The following is a 19,429-nucleotide window of genomic DNA, read 5'->3' as shown; positions in this document are numbered from 1 at the left end:
GTGGGTCACGACCTCGCGCGCTTGTCCAGTTACGTGCGGTTTTACCAGACCGTGGTCACCCAAATTGGCGCGGCTTATCAAAACATCGAGCGGACGCATGGTGTGGTGAAATCGGCGCTCGAAGCTTATGCCGAACCGCTTTCGCCGGTGGGAGTCGCGGCGCTCGATGCGGCCATGGGCGCGCCGCGGGCATATCGCAACGAGATTGCTCAGTTGTGGTGGCCGGTCGACGAAAAGGACCTTTCGGACTTGAACGACATTTACGAGGTCGTTGGTCGATTCGGTTTTCAGGGCGACGACAACGAGAATTTGCAGCACGTGCAATGGCTCGTCGCGGGGGCTCGAAATGAAATCGTGACCCAAAGGACGCGTCTATCGGATTTGCGTGAGCTTCCGGCGAAGTCAAAAGCTGCTGCGGCGCGCATTTTGGCCGCGGAACAAGCGCGCGCAGCGGACGAACGTGCCAAAAAGCTGGCTGAATTCGAGCCGATTGCGGAGACGGTCGTGACGCGAGCAAAGCAAACGCTCGATGCTGTAAAAGCGGTGCCGTTTCCGGATTTATCGGCGGCCGAAACCGCTGCGGAGGAATACCGCAAGTATGCCACGAGGCTCGATCAGGTGTACCAAACCTGCTTGCCGTTTTTGCGCAAAGCCATCAGCAATCTGTATGCGTTCGTCGAATGCGAGCCGGGCGCGTCGTGGCCGGATACATTGCCTGTGACGAAGGATATGCCTCCCGAGCTCGTGACGGTGCCTCCAGCGGGCTCGGAGGAGCTCACGAAGGCGCGAGCGAGCGTGACGGCGCTGGCGGAGGAGGAGCTTTCGCTCGGGCGTGCGCGCGATGCTGTGGCGACGATGGCGGCGCGTCTCGAGGGGGAATTTGCAGCGGCGCAAATGAAAGACGCCGAGCTTGGGCAAGAAAATCAATACGGCGCACTTGGTGCTGGATGCTTGTCTGGCGCGCGAGCAGGCAGAGAGTTTGTCCAAGCAAATCGAGGAATTATCGGGACAGCGTGCATTGCGGGTGGATGCAACGGGCGCGGTGTTAGCGAGGCAGCGGCAGATCGAAGCAGCGGGCAAGTTGCTCGAAGAAGAATTGCGGCGTCGTGGGCAAGAGATGACGGCGCTCGAAGCGGAAATCGTTGCATTACGAAAAGACGAGCCGGTGCTGTTTGGCAAGGACGAATGGCGTGCGCGGGTTTCGGCATTGGAAGAAAAGCGGCAGGTGGAGCAAGGGATCCTGGCGCAACGAACTTCGGCGTTGCATCAAGCGCAGATCGAGTATTCGAGCATTTCGGTGGAATTGCAGACCGAGCAGGCGAAGCAGGCGCTCCTCGAGAGGCAGATAGCGGAGCTTTCGGGCAAGCTTTCCCAATTCGAGGCGCTTGGGCGCGACATTGGCAACAAGCTCGGCGTTGCGCGGCCGTCGCGCAATGTCACATCGGATAAGGCGCGCGACGGCATCGTGACGTTGCAACAGGCGCGGGTTGAGCTTGCCGAGCGCCTGGAGAAGTGCCGTATCGAGATGCGTCATCAAAAGGACGAAGCGGTGCGGGTATTGGCGCGCATGAAGCAGATTGGTGTCGAGCGGCAGCACGTGACGGCGATGGTGCAAAGCGCGGAAGTTGCGGCGACGCAAGGGCGTGAGGAGGCATTGCGGCAGCTTGCGCTCGAGCGAAAAGCGGGGGTCGAGCGGCACATTGGCGAGGTGCTCGGGACGCTCGAAAAGTCGGTATCGCACGTGGATCAGGTGTTCATCGAGCCGGCGCGGGAAGTCGTCATCAAATTGACGGAGCCTCGGGCGGAGGCGTCGGCGAAGGTGCTCGCGGCTGCCGAAGCGGTGGCCCCTGTCGTGGACAAACTCTACACGGAGCTCGAATCGGAGCTTTTGGCCGAGGACGCGACGCTTGGGCAGATTCAGCGGGAGTTTTGCGACGTTGCGGTGGACGCTTGTCGGATGGCGTGGGGCGGCTGAAGTATTTTTGCAACAGCGCGAACGTCAATGCGCAACAAAAAATCGTGTTTGGACCTTGCACGGCTTCAAAAATTCGATAAATACAGGCTGTGCTGCGGCGCATCATAGCTTGATTCATTGAAGGCGTTTTGGAGATTATGCAGGGAAACGAGCTTGTTGCGGTTACGCGTCCTTTCGCTCGTGAGGACCGATTTCGCAGTGTGGTGCATGTGGTGTCGACATTTGGCCTTTTGGCTGTTGCGACGGTGGTCGCGGCGGCCGCACCGCATTGGGCATTACGCGTCGTCGGGAGTGTCTTCGAAGGGCTGCTCATCGTACGTGCGTTCATTTTGGCGCACGATTTTCAGCATGGGGCGATTCTTCGTCGCAGTTTGATTGGCCAGGTGATTTTCTTCGTTTACGGCGTGCTCGTATTGACGCCGCCGAGGGTCTGGCGAGCGACGCACAATTACCATCACGCGCACACGGCGAAAATCGTTGGGGCTCAAATCGGATCGTACCCCGTGATGACGGTGGAAATGTGGCGAAGGGCTCCGCGAAGCAAGCGCATTGCTTATGCCATTGCACGCCATCCATTCAATATTCTCTTCGGCTACTTGACGATTTTTCTGGGTGGAATGTGCGTGGGTGCATTCTATCGCAATCCCCGCGAAAACTGGGACTCTGCGGTCGCATTCGTGGTGCACGTCGCGCTCCTCGTCTCGATTACGTATTTCTTTGGCATCGAAACGACGCTTCTCGTGCTCGTCGGACCGCTCTTGATTGCTTGCGCGCTCGGTTCTTATCTGTTTTACGCGCAGCACAACTTTCCCGGCATTCACATGCAGCCTCGCCAATCGTGGACGTTTGCTCGAGCTGCCGTGGAGTCGTCGAGCTTCATGCGTTGCGGGCCGATCATGAGCTTCTTCACGGGCGATATTGGATACCACCACGTTCACCATCTCAATGCGGTCATTCCATTCTACCGCCTGCGAGAAGCCATGGCGGCGATTCCCGAGCTTCAAATCGAGCCGCAGACGAGTTTGTCCGTGGGGGACGTCTGGCGCTGCTTGTCGCTGAAGTTGTGGGATCCTCAGGCGGGGAAGATGGTAGGATTTCCGAAAGAATGACATCACGATCTCTGGAAGGCCGATTCGGTAACTTCATCAGGGAATGGGAAATGTGTGAGCTTCGCCGGCATGCCTGTGTCGCGGAGCTTGGCTTCGCGTGCATGCCGCGCTAAGGCGGGCGATCATGAGCGTGCGGAAACGACGGCGAATTGGGCTGGCCGCAATGTACCTTGGCGCAGCGCTATTCGGATGCAGTCGCGGTCATACGCCGCCCGAGGCGCATTCGCAGCCGCTCGTGCCTTCGGCCGCCGGAGTGCCTCTTTCTGCGAGTGCTGCATCGCCTTCGTCCGCGGCTGGCGTGACGCCGAGTGCGCGCCTCGAGGATGAACGATGGCAACGCGCCAAGGGCGAGGATCTCGCGGACAAACAGGCGCTTGCGGATGCGCTCGGAGCGGCAGGATTGCTCGACGCGCTCGACGACGGAGGAGACATCACGACGACGGCGCTCGCCTCATTGCCGCTCGCGGATGACGCCGACGTGGCCCTTGGACCTCTTGCCAAGCGAGCTCTCACGGCGACGAATGAATCACGCGAGCTGCTGCTTTCCGCGTTGCTCGGCATTGCTGGACGTCCCGCACGAGCGCGAGAATGGGTCGATCCCGAAGGTGCTGCAGAAGCGGGTGCAGCCGTATTGGCGATCGCGAAAGACGAAGCGTTGCCACGCGAGCATCGGGCGCTGGCCGTTTCCGCCGCTCGAGCTTTGGCCGAGAAAAAAATCGTGGATCCTTCGCAGATTCCAACGGATTTGGATCCGCCGTGATGCTTACGTCGAAGCGCTTGCGCATTTCTTTTCCGTATCCGATGCCTGCGCTAGGTTCGTCAGCGTGACGACGCCGTACGCGAGTGAAGCATTTCTCCATCAAATTCTGGCGAAGGCGCATGCGGCCAATGCCAGCGACGTTCACTTGAAGGTGGGGCGACCGCCTGGTGCCCGCGTACGTGGCGAAATCGTTTATTTTCGCGCCGAACCGCTCGAACCCAAGGATACCGAAGCGGTTGCGCGGCTCATCCTTGCGCAACGAAGTGGAGCGCTCGCATCGGCGCCCTCGTTCCGCGAGTTGGACGTGTCGTACGAGGTTCCGCAGCTTGGTCGGTTTCGCGTGAACATGTACGTGCAGCGCGGCTCGGTGGCGCTCGTCATGCGGGTCATTCCGCAAGCGTGCCCGAGTTTCGACGACTTGAAGCTGCCTCAGCAGGTGCGCGCATTGGCGGACCGTGAACGCGGCCTCGTGCTCGTCGTGGGGCATGCGGGGCATGGCAAGTCGTGGACGCTCGCGTCGATGATCGCGCACATCGTTGCGACGCACGCGAAGCATGTCGTCACCATCGAGGACCCGATCGAGTTCATGCATGAAGATGGTCGATCGAGCGTCAGCCAGCGCGAAGTTGGAGTCGACACGGATTCGTTTCCGAGCGGCGTGCGGTCTTCATTGAGGCAGGACCCGAACGTGCTGATGGTGAGTGACATCCGCGATGAGGCGACGATGGACGCGGTGCTTCAAGCTGCCGAGACGGGCCATTTGGTGCTCTCGGCGCTGAACGCGCCCGATCCCGAACGCGCGGTGGGCAGACTCCTTTCGATGAGCTCGAACTTGCATGAAACGCGTGAGCGTTTGGCCGAGTGCTTGCAGGCGATCGTGGTGCAGCGGCTTCTCCCGCGTGCCGATGGCGATGGGCGCGTCGTGGCGACCGAGGTGCTCTTGGGGACGAGCTCGGTGCGGCTCGCGCTGAAGCGTCCCGAGCAGAGCGTGTCGCTTCGGGAGCTCATGGAACGCGGCGGGGCGAGCGGCATGCACACACTCGCGATGGATGTGCAGCGCCTCGTGAAAGAGGGTCTCGTCGACGCGGACGCTTCACGTCACGCAATCATGAACGTTTGACATCCAACAAATGTCACCCCGCTCGACGGTACGGCATCGTTGGAAACAAATCTTTCATCGCCGTCGGTAACTCGGCACGAACGCTTTCGATTTCTCCTGCCGAAACCGAATCTGCGATGACGTCGCACACCGCATACAAGATATCGGCGGCGTGGTCTGGAATCAGATGCAGGGTTTGTCGCAGGTCCGACTGAATGGTCTCCGTCGTGATCGTTTTGTCGGGACCTTCGTACGGGCGATCGAGCGAGATGGCGAGTTTCGACGGCAGTTGAGCGACCAAGTGTTGTGCTTCGCCGGGCGTGAGGCGGCGGCAGATGTTCGACAGCGCGATGCGCAGCGCTTGTTCCGCTTGCTCGCGTGACTCGAGCCCGGTTTGTCGCTCGACGGCGCCGAGCAGGCGATTGTAGGTGTTCTCCGCGCGCGCCTCGCGTCGGCGACGTGCACGTGAACGCGTGTCCATGTCGGGCCGTGCTGGCACCAGTGGATGCGTTTCTCCTTCGGCTTTGAAGCGTGCGGCTATCTCGAGCTGCGCACAAACGACCGTACGCAAATCGTCGAGGCTGACTGCGCCCTCGATGATCAAATCGTCGAGCGTGACGATGCCGACGGGCCGGCCCTCCGAAAGAACCGGCACGCGACGGCAGGCGTGTTTGCGCATCGTATCGAGCACGTCTTTCACGCTGTCGTCGACGTCTACGCATGCGATCTCGTCGCTCATCACATCGCGCAGGGTCGTCGTATTCGAGTCGAGCTCTCCGGCGACCACGTCGAGTGCGAGGTCGCGGTCGGTGACGATGCCGACGAGCTTCTGGTTTTCCGTGACGAGCACTGCGCCGATGTGGTTGTCCGCCATGGCGCGAGCGGCCTCACGAGTGCTCGAGCGAGGATGCAGAATGACGAGCCTGGGGCGTCGGTAATTTTCGAGAGACATGAGGGCTCCTGATCGTTCGGCGATGGGTGGACGACTGCCGTCTAGCCAAAACGGTGCCGTCTTGATGGCGGCCGGCTTCAGCTACTTCCGCGCCTCTGTTCGCTTCGTCTTTTCCTCGCGCCCCGAGTCGGCTACATCGACGAGCCATGACCGAGGCGTTTACGATTCGCCGTGATTGGAGCGTCGACGAAGTCGTCGCGATTCACGAGATGCCCTTTCTTTCGCTCATGGACCGCGCACGAGCCGTGCATCGCGCGCACCATGTCGACGGCGAGGTTGAGCTTTGCACGTTGCTCAGCGTCAAGACGGGCGCATGTCCTGAAGACTGCGCGTATTGTCCGCAGTCGTCGCATTACGAGACCAAAGTCACGCCAGAGAAGATGCTCGACGTCGATGACGTGCTCGCTTCGGCCGAGCGCGCGAAGGAAGCCGGTTCGACGCGGTTTTGCATGGGCGCTGCGTGGCGCGAAGTGAAGGACGGCCCGGCGTTCGATCGCGTCTTGTCGATGGTTCGCGGCGTCAAGGGCATGGGCCTCGAAGCGTGCGTGACGCTCGGGATGTTGACCGAAGAGCAGGCTTGCAAGCTCAAGGACGCGGGGCTCGATGCGTACAACCACAACCTCGACACATCGCGTGAGCACTACCGTTCGATCATCTCGACGCGTACGTACGACGAACGACTCGTTACCCTTCGCAACGTGCGCAAAGCTGGCATCACGGTGTGTTCGGGTGGGATCATCGGGATGGGTGAAAGTGTGCGCGATCGGTGCGCGATGCTCGTCGAGCTTGCACGGCTCGATCCGCATCCGGAGAGCGTGCCGATCAACGCGCTCGTGCGAGCACCCGGCACGCCGCTCGAACACCTTCCGCCGGTGGATCCGCTCGAGTTTGTCCGGATGATCGCGACGGCGCGTGTCGTGATGCCGAAGAGCCGCGTGCGTTTGTCCGCGGGTCGGACGGAGCTTACGCGCGAAGCGCAGATGATGTGTTTGTACGTCGGGGCAAACTCGATCTTCTACGGCGACAAACTGCTCACGACGCCCAATCCGGACGAGAACGAAGACACGGCGCTCATTCGCGATGCGGGGCTTTCGACGCGCAAGCCGGTGCATACGGCCGCGGTTCCAGCAGCGGAGTGAGCGTAAGCGCTACGGCGCTTTCGTGAGAATGGCTTCCCATGCATCACATTGCGCCGTGCGGACGCCTTCGCCCGTCGTGATGGGGCTATCGAGCACGAGGTGCGGGTCTTTGAGCATGTCGTACTTGGGCCATTCGACGGCGCCCGCTCCATTCGGGCTGCCCGTTGCTCCAAAGCGGCTCCAATATCCCATGATTGAGTCTGCCAATGCCAAGTCCTCCGGCGCTGGATTGAAGAGCGGAATGTCCGTCATCGTGCGGAACACGTAGAGCAGCTCGATCCCGTGTTTGGCGGGTTGGTTTCCTTGCGCTGTTTTTGCCTGGCGCGTGAAGAAATATCGATACACGGGTTCGGTTTGCGTTTTGGAAATGCTGCTCGCGAGGATTCGCGTGGGGCACGTGAAACGCAGGTCCGAATACACGGCAACGAGCGCGTGTTGCGGCGATGGGTAATCGGCAAGGGGGTATGCCGCCAGCACGTCGGGCGCGAGCGTGCCGAAGTTGAGATTGATGATCCCCTGAAATTCTGCTTCCGTATCGACCTTCACGGTGAGCATGTCGGCGAGCTCTTCGGCATTCGTGCCAATGGCGAATGGCATGTGATTGTGTTCGCCAGCCGCGAAAATGGCCGACGTTGCTTTGGGCAGCACATGTCCATCGATGATGGGCCCGTAATTGGCCGCGTTGCTCCCGAGCGATACGCCACTGACGCTGATGGAACCCGGGATTTCGGCCAGCAATTCATTCGCGGTTTTTCCACGCAAACACATGACGCGGTCGGATGCATTCCCGCACGACGACATGTCCACTCGAGCGGCCATTGCGGTTTCCGCATCCTTCTGCGGAGTCGACGGGGCGCCGCCGCTTTGTGCGAGCGCTGCGGAAAAGAGACCTTTTGCAAGCGGCGATGCAACGAGCGTGATCGTATCGACGGCTCCTGCGGATTCACCGAAGACCATGACTTTCGATGGATCCCCACCAAATGCCGCAATGTTTTTCTGTACCCATTCGAGTGCGGCGATTTGATCCAGCAATCCATAATTGCCCGAAGCTCCCCAGGCTGATTCCGCGCTGAGCTCGGGCAGCGTCAAGAATCCCAGCGGTCCCAATCGGTAATTGATGGTAACGACAATGGCTTTGCTCGCTTCGCTCAGGTAAATGCCATTGTAAATAGGCGCCATACCCGCGAGTATTTCGCTGCTCGAGCCTTGGATGTTACCGCCCCCGTGAATGAAAAAGAGCACGGGCAGCGGGGCGCTTCCAGCCATTGCGCCGTCGGGTGCCCAGACATTGAGTGTCAAGCAGTCTTCATTGCCAATGGGTTGCTTCGTCTTGTCGAGCTGTGGGCATACCGCGCCAAACGCATTTGCATCGCGCACGTCATCCCAACATGCGGCCAGCTCGGGCGGCTTCCATCGTTTGTCCCCGGTAGGTGGCGCCGCATAGGGAATTCCGCGAAATACCCAGGATGCGCTTTCTTTCGTGCCTCGTACGAGACCGCTATCCAATGCAACGACGCCCGGTTCGCTGGCCGCTTCCACCTGGCAGCGAGCGCCGGATCCGCCGCTACCGCCCGTGCCTCCGCTGCCCCCGCTTCCGCTGCTCGAACTGCTCGTGGTCGTGCTCGTGGAGTTGCCGTTGTCGCTGCAGCCCGCGAGCAGAACGCCGGTCAATGCGAAGAATGTGCTCCATCGTGTAACGCGCATCGTGTAGGCCCTCGAGATGCGTGAGACACCGCGAGGGGCCCGAGCGTAAAATGGACGGTCGCACTTGGCGACTATCGGAGCACGGTTGCCCGATGTTGCTGCACCCACGGCGAAAGTCCGCAGTGGTTGCCCGATACATCATCGCCCGTTGCGGGTTGCGCCTTGCGCTCGTTACGCGCGGTCGCCGCAGCAATGGCCGCCGCAAAATGCAGTTCTTCTTCCGGCCCAAGCTCAGAATATGAACACAGCTCGGCCTTGTGCTTGTCGATGAAGCTCGTCGCGTAACGACCCGATTCGAATGCCGGGTGCGCCAGCAGTTTTTCGTGGAAAACGATATTGGTCTTGATCCCCGTCACGACGTATTCCGAAAGCGCGCGGCGCATGCGTCGGAGCGCCGTCGGCCGATCCGGTCCCCACGTGCTGATTTTGGAGATCAAGGGATCGTAATGGCTCGGCACGATGGCGCCTTCGTAAAACCCTCCATCGTCACGAAGCCACGGCCCGGAAGGAACGCGCAAGCATTCGATTTTTCCGGGGCTTGGCAAAAATCCCATCGGATCTTCTGCGTAAATGCGGCATTCGATGGCAGCTCCGCGCCGCGTGATGTTTTCCTGGCGGAAAGGAAGCTTTTCTCCAGCAGCAACGCGAATCATTTCTGCCACGAGGTCCGTCCCGGTAATCCATTCCGTGATCGGATGCTCGACCTGCAGACGCGTATTCATTTCGAGGAAGTAAAAATTTCCGTCTTCCCCGAGCAAAAACTCGAACGTGCCTGCGGAAAAGTACCCTACCGAAAGGGCGCCCTTCACCGCAACTTCACCCATACGCGCAATGAGCTCGGGCGTCGCGACGGGGCAGGGGGTCTCCTCCACGACTTTCTGATGTCGGCGCTGAATCGAACAATCGCGCTCGAATAGATGCACCATGTTGCCGTGCTTGTCGCCGAGCACCTGGATCTCGACGTGACGCGGCTCGAGGATCGCTTTTTCGATGTAGACCGTCGCGTCGCCAAAGGCGCGGAGAGCCTCGCTTCGAGCCCTGTCGAAAGCGCTCTCCATTTCGCTTGCGTCGTGGACCAAGCGCATGCCTTTGCCGCCTCCGCCCATCGCCGCCTTGAGCAGCACGGGGTAACCCACGCGCGCAGCCGTTGCCCGTGCTTCCTCGACCGTCGAAGCGTCACCTCCAGGCGTGATCGGCACGCCCGCTGCGGCCATCTTTGCGCGTGCAGCCGTTTTCGATCCCATCGCAGCCATGGCGCTCGCTGGCGGACCAATGAACACGATGCCCGCGTTTTCACATGCTTCGGCGAACTCGCGGTTTTCCGAAAGGAACCCATATCCTGGATGAATCGCGTCCGCGCCGGACTTTCGCGCGGCTCCAAGGATGCGCTCGATGAGCAGGTAGCTCTCTCGAGCCGGAGCAGGACCGATGGGGTAGGCCTCGTCGGCCAGTCTGACGTGCAGCGATTGGCGATCGGCGTCGCTGTATACAGCAACGGACGCGATTCCAAGCTCGCGCAACGTACGGATGATGCGGACGGCGATTTCGCCGCGGTTGGCTATGAGAACCTTACGGATCACGCCGAGGACGTAGCACACCCACCTGCCAGGAAGGAACCAGCTAAACGTCGGTTTCACTTTCCCTCGGGTCGCTTACGAGCTACGCCACGCGCCCCGTGCAAAGGCGTGATCTAGGCCCCGATTTCCCGTACGAAGGGCCAGGAGATTCGGAACCCATCGCGGCATTTCGGCCCGGAGGGGACGGCGTGCAAGCGCAACGCCCCACCATGCGAAGGCCCGAAGAGCCGCCGGTGATCTCCGTCGCCGAGCTCGACCATCGGCTGAAACGCCTCGTCGAAGGCGGCACCCAAGACGCTCGCGTCGTCGGCGAAGTCGCCGGCATGCGGCTGCACTCGAGCGGGCATGCGTACTTCAAGCTGAAGGACGAAGCGGAAGAGGCGTGCGTGGACTGCGTCATGTACAAAACAGCGCCTCCGCGAGCGCGAAAGATGCTTGCCGACGGTGCGCGCGTCGTGCTCATCGGGCGCGCCACGGTGTATGTCCCTCGTGGCCAGCTTCAGTTTGTCGCGACAGACGTTCGACCGGTTGGCCGTGGAGCGCTGCTCGAAGCGCTCGAGCGACTCAAACAACGTCTCGCGTCCGAAGGCCTGTTTGCCCCGGAACGCAAGCGACCGTTGCCGCAGGATCCGCAGGTGATCGGTGTCGTCACGAGTGGCGATGGAGCGGCGATTCACGACATCATCGCGGTTTCGTTCCGCCGCGCATCGCCGCGCATTTTGCTTGCACGTGCAACGGTTCAAGGTGCCGGGGCGGCGCAATCCATGGTCCGAGCGCTCGACATGCTCGCGCGTGTGCCCGAAGTCGAAGTCATCATCCTTGGTCGGGGAGGGGGATCTGCCGAAGACCTCCTTGCGTACAACGACGAAGCCCTCGTGCGGAAAGTCGCGAGTTTGTCCGTGCCGGTCGTCAGCGCTGTGGGGCACGAGATTGATACGACACTCACGGATCTCGTCGCCGATGCGCGAGCCGCGACGCCCTCGCAAGCGGCCGAGATGCTCGTGCCCGATCGCGCAGCTCGTCTCACGGTGCTCAAGCAACTCTTCCAGCGTACGTACCGCGCGATGAAGCACAACGTGAGTACGCGGCGGGCAAACCTCGATCGGCTGACGTCTCGTGTTGGTTCACCTGCACAGCTCGTCGCCGAACGACAGCAGCAGCTCGACGAAGCGGAAATGCGCCTCGAACGGGCGCTGCGTCGAGCGGTTGCAAAACGACAAACCGAGCTCTCGCAACTGGAAACGCGACTGGGATCGAGGCATCCACGTGCGGTCGTTGCATCAGCGCGCGGGGCCATCGGACCGCTCGAGGTTCGTCTCGGTGCAGCCATGCATCGTCGCATGGAAAGTCTGCGCACGCGTCTCGGAAGCCAAGCCGTGCGGATGGATGCGATGTCGCCGCTTGCCGTGCTTGCTCGCGGATACGCCATCGCCACGACCGAAGGCGGCCGTGCCGTGCGTAGCGCGACCGACGTTGCCGCGGGCGATCGCATCTCCGTGCGTGTCCATCATGGAGCGCTCGTTGCGGAAGTTCTCGAGGTTTTACCGGAACGACAACCATCCTTGCGAGACACAGGAACCGATGAGTGAGGGGCGGGTATTCGCACTCTTTGGCCACCCTGTGTCGCATTCGCTTTCGCCCGTCATTCACGGGGCGGCATATGCGGCACTTGGGCTTGCGTACACGTTTCGAGCGATCGATCTTCCAACCGAAGCCGACCTCGTTCGAGCATTCGACGACCTGCGCGCGGGCAAGTTTGGCGGGGCAAACGTGACGTTGCCGCATAAACGCGCGGCGCTCGAAATGGCCGACGTGGTCGATGCGAGTGCCGTGGAGCCCGGTGTTGCGAACGTCCTGTGTCGTGATGACGACGGCCGCATACATGCCTACAACACCGATGCCGAAGCTCTTGCACGCGACATCGAGACCGATTTGCCCGAGGCGCCGCGTTTGCATGCCGTGGTCATCGGTGGCGGAGGCGCAGGATTTGCGGCGGTCGTAGCTTGTCGAAAGCTCGGCTACGAACGCGTCGGAGTGACCTCTCGCTCGTGGCTGAGCCGGGAATATCTCGAGACTTTGCCGGTTACGGGCCGCATGCGAGCGCTCGGGGCCGAGGTTTTCCCATGGCCATCGAACGATCCCGGGTCAGGTCCTTTGGCAGTCCAACGGTTGCAGAGCGAATGGTTCGAGTTTGTCCGCGCATCGTCCCTCGTCGTGCAAGCGACGAGCGCCGGGATGGCCGGAGCCGACGCAGGAGAAGCCGTGACGGAAATCGTTCCGTGGGCCGAGCTTGCTCAGCACACACTCGCCTATGACGTCGTCTATAATCCGCCGGTGACTCCGTTTTTGCGAGCTGCCATGGCGCACGGGCTCCTTGCTCGAGGTGGTCTCGGCATGCTCGTTCGGCAGGCTGCACGCTCGATCGAGCTGTGGATTGGCCAGTCACCGCCGCTCGACGTCATGCAGCGTGCGGCCGAGCAAGCCTTCGATCGGCAAGGGCCAGCAGGATGACGAGCGTTAGCCGCTTCGAAGATGCACTGGTTTATCCGCACCTGAAAGTGCACGGAGACCTGGGCCTTGCGCGTAGCCGCGAGTGGATCCTCGGCAACGGCGCAGGCGCGTACGCAAGCTCGACGATCGCTTGCCTGCACACGCGCCGCTACCATGGCTTGCTCGTCGCTGCGTTCGATCCGCCGCGTGGTCGTCATGTGACGTTGTCGCACGTCGACGTGACGGTGATCGTGCCGCCGAAACCCGGAGCCCCTCGCGGCTTGTGGGACCTTGCCAAGCACCAGTTCCCAGGGCTCGATCCGGATCACGGCTCGTTTTACCTCGAACGATTCGATCAAGATCCCTTGCCGCGGTGGACGTATGCCGTCGCCGGCGGCGAGCTCGAAGTCCTTCTGGCGCTCGTGCCCGGGGAAAACGCTGCCGTCTTGCGATACACCTGGCGCGGTCCGCAGCCTGTCATCTGCACGCTGCGCCCGCTGCTCGCGATGCGGCACATGCACGAGATGATGCGCGAGCACGGAGCGATGGAACAGCGTGTCGAACTGCGTGCCGGTGAGATGCGCGTACGTCCGATGCGCGCGCTGCCGAGGCTGTGTTTTCGCTACGAAGGCACTTTCGTAGGCTCACCCGATTGGTGGCGCCGCTTCGAGTACTTCGAGGAGCGTTCGCGTGGAATGGAGTTTCACGAGGACCTCTGGACGCCTGGAGTGTTCGAAATTCGGCCGGATCCATCGGGCATACCGAACTACTTGCTCGTCGGCGTCGACAAGGCTCCCGAAGGCAGCCCCGAAGCGCTCGTCGCTGCTGCGTGCGATGCAATCGCGGCGGCGGATCCAGGCCCGGAACGTCCGGCCCTCGAGCGGCGTTTGTCGCTTGCAGCAAAACTCTTCCGCGCAGACGCCGTGGAGCGGCCGGCGATCGTACCCGCATATCCGTGGGTCGATGCGTGGGGGCGAGAAGCCATCATGTCCGTGCCCGGTTTGTACTTTGCAACCGGCAACGTCACTGAAGCGATGGGCGCCGTTCGGACGATGATCGCGTCGATGCACGAGGGGCTCGTGCCGAATCGCTTGCCCGATCAAGGCGGAGCACTCGATACCGCAGCGGCGGACACGACGCTCTGGCTCTTCGATGTTGCACAGGGTTTTGCCGAGCTGCTCGGAGAAACCCATCCGTTTGTCAAAGACGAACTGCTCCCTGTGCTCTCGAACGTGTTCGAGCTGGTGTTACGAGGCGCGCCTCACGACATGCACGTCACACGTGATGGACTGCTCGCCGCTGGACGTTCCGGTGATGCGCTGACCTGGATGGATGCTCGCGCTCACGGCAAAGTCGTCACGTCGCGTGTGGGCTGTCCCGTAGAGCTCACCGCACTCTGGGCACGCGCATGCTTCTCGCTTGCGAGACTCGCGAGCGCCGCTGGACTCGATGCGCTTGCGGATCGAGCCGATACCGCTTGTCACCGAGCGCGATCGGCATTTCAAGCTCGCTTCTGGTGCGAGCGCACGTCGTATCCCTACGACGTCATTTCCGAAGCCGAAACGGGCGAAGACAGTTTTCAGGACGAAACCATCCGCCCCAACGCGGTGCTTGCGCTCGCGATCGATTCCCGATGTTTTGCGCCTGATCGTGCGCGTTCGACGCTAGATCGCGCGCGCAGCGAGCTCGTCACACCGGCTGGCTTGCGGACGCTCGCGCCTCACGAGCCGGCTTACAAGGGCCGCTGCGAGGGCACCGTCGACGAGCGTTACGCGGCACATCACCAAGGGTCGGTTTTTCCGTGGCTCCTCGGGCCGTACGCAAGGGCCGCGCGGGCCGTTTTACCGCCAGACGATCCGCTCGTGCTCGAGCTGCCGACGCTCATCGCATCTGCGGCTGATCGCGAGCTCGCCGTTGGGCATGTCCCCCAAGTTGCGGGCGGGGACGATCCAAACCTGCTGAGCGGCTGCATCGCGCACGCCCTTGGTGCCGCTGAGCTCCTTCGAGCACTGAAGGGTTAGGCAGATCAGGCTCGGTGCACGGCCGTCTTGGGAGGCGGCGTGCCGGCGAGGAACGCGATGAGCGCATCGGCGATCCGTTCGCCTGTTTGTCCGTCCCAACCTTCGGGAATGCGCCCCCGCTTGCCGTTGCCGGCCAAGATCGCGTCGACTTCCCGTCCAATCAGCGGTGCGTCGAGACCAACAATCGTGTTGGTTCCTTCGGTCAACGTGATGGGACGTTCAGTGCCCTTGCGCATCGTGAGGCACGGGATCCCGAGCGCCGTGGTTTCCTCTTGAAGCCCGCCCGAGTCTGTCGCGACGAACTTGGCATGGGTCATCAACGTCACGAAGTCGGCGTGACCAAGCGGCTCGGCGAGACGCAAGTTCTGCATCGCACGAATACGACCGGACAAACCCAAAGCATTTGCGCGCGCCGCCGTGCGCGGATGCAGCGGAAAGAGCACCTTGATGCGCCGAGCGATCGCTTCGACGGCGTCGATCGCTCGAACGAACGCATCCCGTTCGTCCACGTTCGCAGGGCGATGCAGCGTGACGAGGGCAAACGGTTTGTCCGCGAGATCGAAGCGTGCGACGACATCCGTCGGATGCGAAGCGGTATGGAGGAGCGAATCGATCATCACGTTGCCGACGAACACGATGCGCTCTGCCGCGATACCCTCGGCCAGAAGGTTTGTCTCTGCATCGCGCGAGGGGATGAGCAGCAAGTCCGACAGTTGGTCCGTCAAAACTCGGTTGATCTCTTCGGGCATCGTCCAGTCTCGTGAACGTAAACCCGCTTCCACGTGCACGACCGCAATCCCCAATTTCGCTGCGGCAAGCGCCGCGGCCAGGGTGCTCGTCACATCTCCGACGACGACCACTGCGCGAGGGCGATGCGCAACGAGATCCGCTTCGACGCCCACGAGGACTGCGGCGGTTTGTTCCGCAGGAGAACCCCCTCCGGTGTGCAGTGTCAGGTCGGGTGCAGGCAGTCCCAGATCGCGAAAGAACACCTCGCTCATCGACGCGTCGAAGTGCTGGCCCGTATGGAGCAGTCGCGTGCGCACGTGCCGTTTCGAAAGCGCTCGCCAAATGGGGGCGATTTTCATGAAGTTTGGACGAGTGCCGGCGACGAGGGAAATCATGCGGAATGGCTCCGTCATGCCACGCCGGATCGTCTTGATCCACAATGTAATTCGGGCACGACCACGGCGTCGCTCGCGACCCTGATCCTTCGTGGTTTGGCGTAAAAAACAGTTCGGTCGTATGCTCGGACATGGCCGTTCTGCATTGCATACAAATGCATTGCGGCGTGACGGCGAAAACGAGCGCTCGTTCATGCAATGCCCAAATATGTATTCGCCTCATTGCGGCAAGATGAGGCCGGTTGCGTGATGAGCCAGCGTGCGAATGAAGTCAGCTCGGGGCTGCCGAGCGTTCGGACAAGAGGCGTCTTGCGTGACCGAGGAGCCGCTCGCGTTCATTGTCCGCAGGCTCGTCCGTAACGACTTCCACGAGCGCCTGGAGCACTTCGCCCACGATGGGACCCGGCGGCACGGAAAGCTCGCGCATCAAGTCACCACCACGAAGCGCAAGATCCTTCGTACTCAGGACCGCACCCGCCGCCAAAAGCTGGTTTGAACGCTCGCGCAGTCGTTCGAGCGCGGCGACTTGCTCCGATACGTCGACGCCCTTGCCTTGCAAGTCCGCAATGGCCAACCGGAACAAATCTTTCATCAAGGGCACACCAATTCGACGAATCCATCGCCGCACGTCGCCGTCCGTCCATGTGTCGTCGTATCGAATGACATGATGCCGCACCAATGCCGCAATGTGCGAGCGTTCGTCATTCGAGAACCTCAGGCGCGTCGCGATTTCCTCGGCCATTTCGGCGCCGATTCGCTGATGTTCGAAAAAACGCGGGCTCTCCAGAATCCGGGGAAACGATGCGCGCCTTGGGTTTGCCGATGTCGTGTAGCAACGCGGCCGTGCGCAAGATCGGATCGGGCTCGCACGCGTCGAGGCACTCCATCGTGTGATCCCAGACGTCGTGCGCGTGCCGTTTGTCTTGTCCGCACCCGATGGTGGCGGCGAGCTCGGGACACGTGATTCCGATGATTCCGGTGCGGCGCATGATGTTGAATGCGACGCTTGGACGTCGTGCCCGCATGGCTTTCAGCCACTCGTCACGAACGCGTTCAGCGCTCACGCGACGAAATGTCTGGTGCGAACGTTCCTCGCTCATGGCGCGTTCGGTGTCGCTTTCGATGGTGCACTCGAGCGTTGCGGCGAATCGTGCGCCGCGAAGAATGCGCAAGCCATCCTCGGAAAAACGCTCACGAGGGTCACCCACGGCGCGGACGACGCGAGCTGCGAGATCCGCGCGGCCGTCGAACGGATCGATGAGGTGTCCGTCGACGGGGTCGAGGGCGATGGCGTTGATCGTGAAGTCGCGGCGAGCAAGATCGGCGACGATGTCCTCGACAAACTCGACCTTGTCCGGGCGCCGTCCGTCGGAATAGGCACCTTCACCACGAAGCGTCGTGACTTCATAGTGCACGTGGCGCAAAACGACGGTCACGGTGCCGTGCTGAAGGCCGGTCGGGATGACCTTGTGAAAGATGCGCATGACCTCGTCCGGCCTGGCATCCGTCGCGACATCCCAGTCTTTGGCGGGCTGCCCTCGTAAGAGATCACGAACGCATCCGCCGACGATCCAGCCGCGCCGGCCGTGTTCACGGAGGCGGCGGCAGATGCCGAGGACATCTTCGGGGACGTAGTCGATGAGGTGGGCGACGTCGGACACGCCGACTGGGTCTATCACTTTTTGGTGCCGCGTGGCGATGTTCAGGGCTTGGGTTTTACCTGGTGAGCGTAGGGATCGACGATGTCGCTCGCGCCGCCGCTGCCGCCAATCTTCGTTGTCGTCGTGGCGGAAGTCGTCGGAGCTGCCGGTGCGCCGACTTTGCCCGTCGGACGCCCGCCCGGTGTGTCCGCGACCTGCGGGGCAACGACCGGCAAAGGCGTGAGTTTGGCCCGGAATTCCTTCACGCTCCCATCGAGCGTGATTTTCTTCGGTTCGAATCCCTTCGCTTCGATTTGAAGCGTCACGGGTTTGCCCTGCTCAACCTCGATGTTCTTCGGAAACTTGATTCTTTCCGTACCCAGCATTGCCGCTGCTTCGGCGCTCGGAGGCTCGACGACGACGAGCACGAGTGTCTTTTGCACGGGCGCAGGTGTCGTCGCTACAGGAGCCGACGCGCTCACACCTGGGCTAGCGTTTGTCGAGGCTGTGGGCGATTGCATGATGACGAGCACCGTGCCGAGCGTCGCGCCCATGACCACCGCACCCACGGCGACCAGGCGAATCCAAGGGGATTTCTTGGGTTTGTCCGGCGTGACGCCGACCGACAGCCCTTCGGGGCGCGATGCCATCTCAGCAACGGCGTCCGGAACCATGCCGTCCTGGAATCGCTGCAAGTCGGCCGAAAGTGCATGCATGTCGGGGTAGCGATCATCGGGGGCTTTGGACAAACACTTGAAGATGATCGCTTCGAGCTCGGCTGGGCACGGCGAATCCAGGTTCAGCTTTCCCAGCGGCGGAGGCGCTTGGTACATGTGCTGGCTGAGGATGCCCATGAAGTTGTCAGCGGTGAACGGAAGCATTCCGCTGACCATTTCGTAGAGCATGACGCCGAGCGAATAGATGTCGGTGCGATGATCGAGCGGCGCGCCTGCAGCTTGCTCGGGAGACATGTAGTGCGGGGTGCCGAAGACGGCGCCTGCGCGCGTGAGCTTGTTTTCACCGCTCGTGGCGACTTTGGCGATGCCGAAATCCAGAATCTTGACGAAGTGTTTGTCCAGGCCACGTGTGACGATGTAGATATTTTCCGGCTTGAGATCGCGGTGAATGATGCCCGCTTCGTGGGCTGCCGCGAGACCATTGGCCATTTGAATCGCGATCTTGGCGATGACTTCGAACGGCTGGCGATTGTTCTTGTCGTTGAACTGCACCAGGCTCTGGCCATCGAGGAACTCCATCACGAAGTACGTGGAGCCATCGGGCAAATCGCCGAAGTCCGAAATGTCGATGATATGCGGATTGCCGATGCTCGATGCCGCTCGCGCTTCTTGCAGGAAGCGCTCGAGGATCTCGCGATCCTTGGCCATCTCGGCGCGCAGCACTTTGACCGCGACCTTCTTGTCGATGACTTTGTGCCGTGCGAGATAGACAAACCCCATGCCGCCTTCGCCAAGCAGCTTTTCGATCTTGTAGCGATGATCGAAGGTGGTGCCGATGTACGGATCCTTGGATCCAGGAGCTCGCTCTGCATCGACGTGAGCCGGAGGCGGAATGTCGGTTTCGCCGATGCGCCGAGATTTCGGCGCGCCGTCTCCAGTAAAACTCGGGCGGTTTGTCCCATCGCCGTCGGGAAAACTTGCAAGTTTTGCGCGTTCTGTGGGATCGCCGAGCCCGAGCGTCGCGAGATCGAGATCCATCGACTTCTCTTCGACGGAGATCGCTGGCGGAGGCGCTGGGATCGATGGCGCCTTCGGCGGAACGCTCGGAGCGGCGTTTGTCGCGGCATTCGCTGGCGGCGGCGCAGACGCCTTCGGCGCTGCT

Annotated in this window: 15 protein-coding genes; 8 read left to right on the top strand and 7 right to left on the bottom strand. The window is 61.6% G+C overall.

All coding sequences use genetic code 11. The annotated features are described in order from the left end of the window. The 4 genes from IPM54_36625 (at position 1) to IPM54_36610 (ending at position 4,964) form a co-directional block, all read left to right on the top strand. Positions 1-1,449: a hypothetical protein gene (locus IPM54_36625; GenBank protein ID MBK9265297.1), complete on the top strand. Its 1,449-nt coding sequence runs from the start codon at positions 1-3 to the stop codon at positions 1,447-1,449. 663 nt (positions 1,450-2,112) lie between these two features. Next, positions 2,113-3,084, top strand: coding sequence for a fatty acid desaturase (locus IPM54_36620; protein ID MBK9265296.1), 972 nt, complete (start codon positions 2,113-2,115; stop codon positions 3,082-3,084). Positions 3,085-3,208: 124 nt separating this feature from the next. After that, positions 3,209-3,844: a thiamine biosynthesis protein gene (locus IPM54_36615; protein ID MBK9265295.1), complete on the top strand. Its 636-nt coding sequence runs from the start codon at positions 3,209-3,211 to the stop codon at positions 3,842-3,844. Positions 3,845-3,908: 64 nt separating this feature from the next. Continuing rightward, positions 3,909-4,964, top strand: a complete 1,056-nt coding sequence (locus IPM54_36610; GenBank protein MBK9265294.1) for a PilT/PilU family type 4a pilus ATPase — start codon at positions 3,909-3,911, stop codon at positions 4,962-4,964. A 13-nt stretch (positions 4,965-4,977) separates the two neighbouring features. On the opposite strand, the gene IPM54_36605 is transcribed toward IPM54_36610, so the two are convergent. After that, the gene (locus IPM54_36605; GenBank protein MBK9265293.1) at positions 4,978-5,895 is read right to left on the bottom strand and encodes a CBS domain-containing protein; all 918 of its coding nucleotides are present in this window, start codon (positions 5,893-5,895) and stop codon (positions 4,978-4,980) included. 146 nt (positions 5,896-6,041) lie between these two features. Here IPM54_36605 and bioB point away from each other — a divergent pair, with 146 nt between their 5' ends. Next, positions 6,042-7,034, top strand: a complete 993-nt coding sequence (gene bioB / locus IPM54_36600; protein ID MBK9265292.1) for a biotin synthase BioB — start codon at positions 6,042-6,044, stop codon at positions 7,032-7,034. 9 nt (positions 7,035-7,043) lie between these two features. Here bioB and IPM54_36595 read toward each other — a convergent pair whose 3' ends face one another. Both IPM54_36595 and IPM54_36590 read right to left on the bottom strand, forming a co-directional pair. After that, positions 7,044-8,738 (bottom strand): carboxylesterase family protein, encoded by a 1,695-nt coding sequence (locus IPM54_36595; GenBank protein ID MBK9265291.1) that lies wholly within the window; start codon positions 8,736-8,738, stop codon positions 7,044-7,046. Positions 8,739-8,809: 71 nt separating this feature from the next. Continuing rightward, complete coding sequence (locus IPM54_36590) at positions 8,810-10,318, bottom strand: acetyl-CoA carboxylase biotin carboxylase subunit (GenBank protein ID MBK9265290.1); 1,509 nt, start codon at positions 10,316-10,318, stop codon at positions 8,810-8,812. A gap of 230 nt (positions 10,319-10,548) precedes the next feature. Between IPM54_36590 and xseA the strand changes: the two genes are divergently transcribed. Genes xseA through IPM54_36575 form a run of 3 tightly spaced genes read left to right on the top strand, consistent with a single transcriptional unit; the run spans position 10,549 to position 14,826 of the window. Further along, positions 10,549-11,904 carry an exodeoxyribonuclease VII large subunit gene (xseA, locus tag IPM54_36585; protein ID MBK9265289.1) on the top strand — a complete coding sequence of 452 codons (1,356 nt, stop codon included), beginning with the start codon at positions 10,549-10,551 and terminating at the stop codon, positions 11,902-11,904. Then, complete coding sequence (locus tag IPM54_36580; GenBank protein MBK9265288.1) at positions 11,897-12,826, top strand: shikimate dehydrogenase; 930 nt, start codon at positions 11,897-11,899, stop codon at positions 12,824-12,826. Before xseA ends, IPM54_36580 begins: the two co-directional genes overlap by 8 nt. Then, on the top strand, positions 12,823-14,826 hold the full coding sequence (locus IPM54_36575; protein ID MBK9265287.1) for a glycogen debranching enzyme family protein: 2,004 nt from the start codon (positions 12,823-12,825) through the stop codon (positions 14,824-14,826). The genes IPM54_36580 and IPM54_36575 overlap by 4 nt, the downstream gene beginning before the upstream one ends. Before the next feature lie 5 nt (positions 14,827-14,831). Here IPM54_36575 and wecB read toward each other — a convergent pair whose 3' ends face one another. The 4 genes from wecB to IPM54_36555 form a co-directional block, all read right to left on the bottom strand. Next, positions 14,832-15,950, bottom strand: coding sequence for a UDP-N-acetylglucosamine 2-epimerase (non-hydrolyzing) (gene wecB, locus IPM54_36570; GenBank protein ID MBK9265286.1), 1,119 nt, complete (start codon positions 15,948-15,950; stop codon positions 14,832-14,834). 271 nt (positions 15,951-16,221) lie between these two features. Next, positions 16,222-16,692 (bottom strand): hypothetical protein, encoded by a 471-nt coding sequence (locus IPM54_36565; protein ID MBK9265285.1) that lies wholly within the window; start codon positions 16,690-16,692, stop codon positions 16,222-16,224. Continuing rightward, the gene (locus IPM54_36560; GenBank protein ID MBK9265284.1) at positions 16,652-17,611 is read right to left on the bottom strand and encodes a hypothetical protein; all 960 of its coding nucleotides are present in this window, start codon (positions 17,609-17,611) and stop codon (positions 16,652-16,654) included. Before IPM54_36560 ends, IPM54_36565 begins: the two co-directional genes overlap by 41 nt. Before the next feature lie 41 nt (positions 17,612-17,652). Beyond that, positions 17,653-19,305, bottom strand: coding sequence for a serine/threonine protein kinase (locus IPM54_36555; GenBank protein ID MBK9265283.1), 1,653 nt, complete (start codon positions 19,303-19,305; stop codon positions 17,653-17,655). Positions 19,306-19,429: the final 124 nt, after the last annotated feature.

It is taken from the genome of Polyangiaceae bacterium (genome assembly GCA_016715885.1).
In the GTDB taxonomy this organism is placed as follows: Bacteria; Myxococcota_A; Polyangia; order Polyangiales; family Polyangiaceae; genus Polyangium.
Note: the sequence above shows the minus strand (reverse complement) of the source record. Positions and strands in the feature narration are given on the sequence as shown.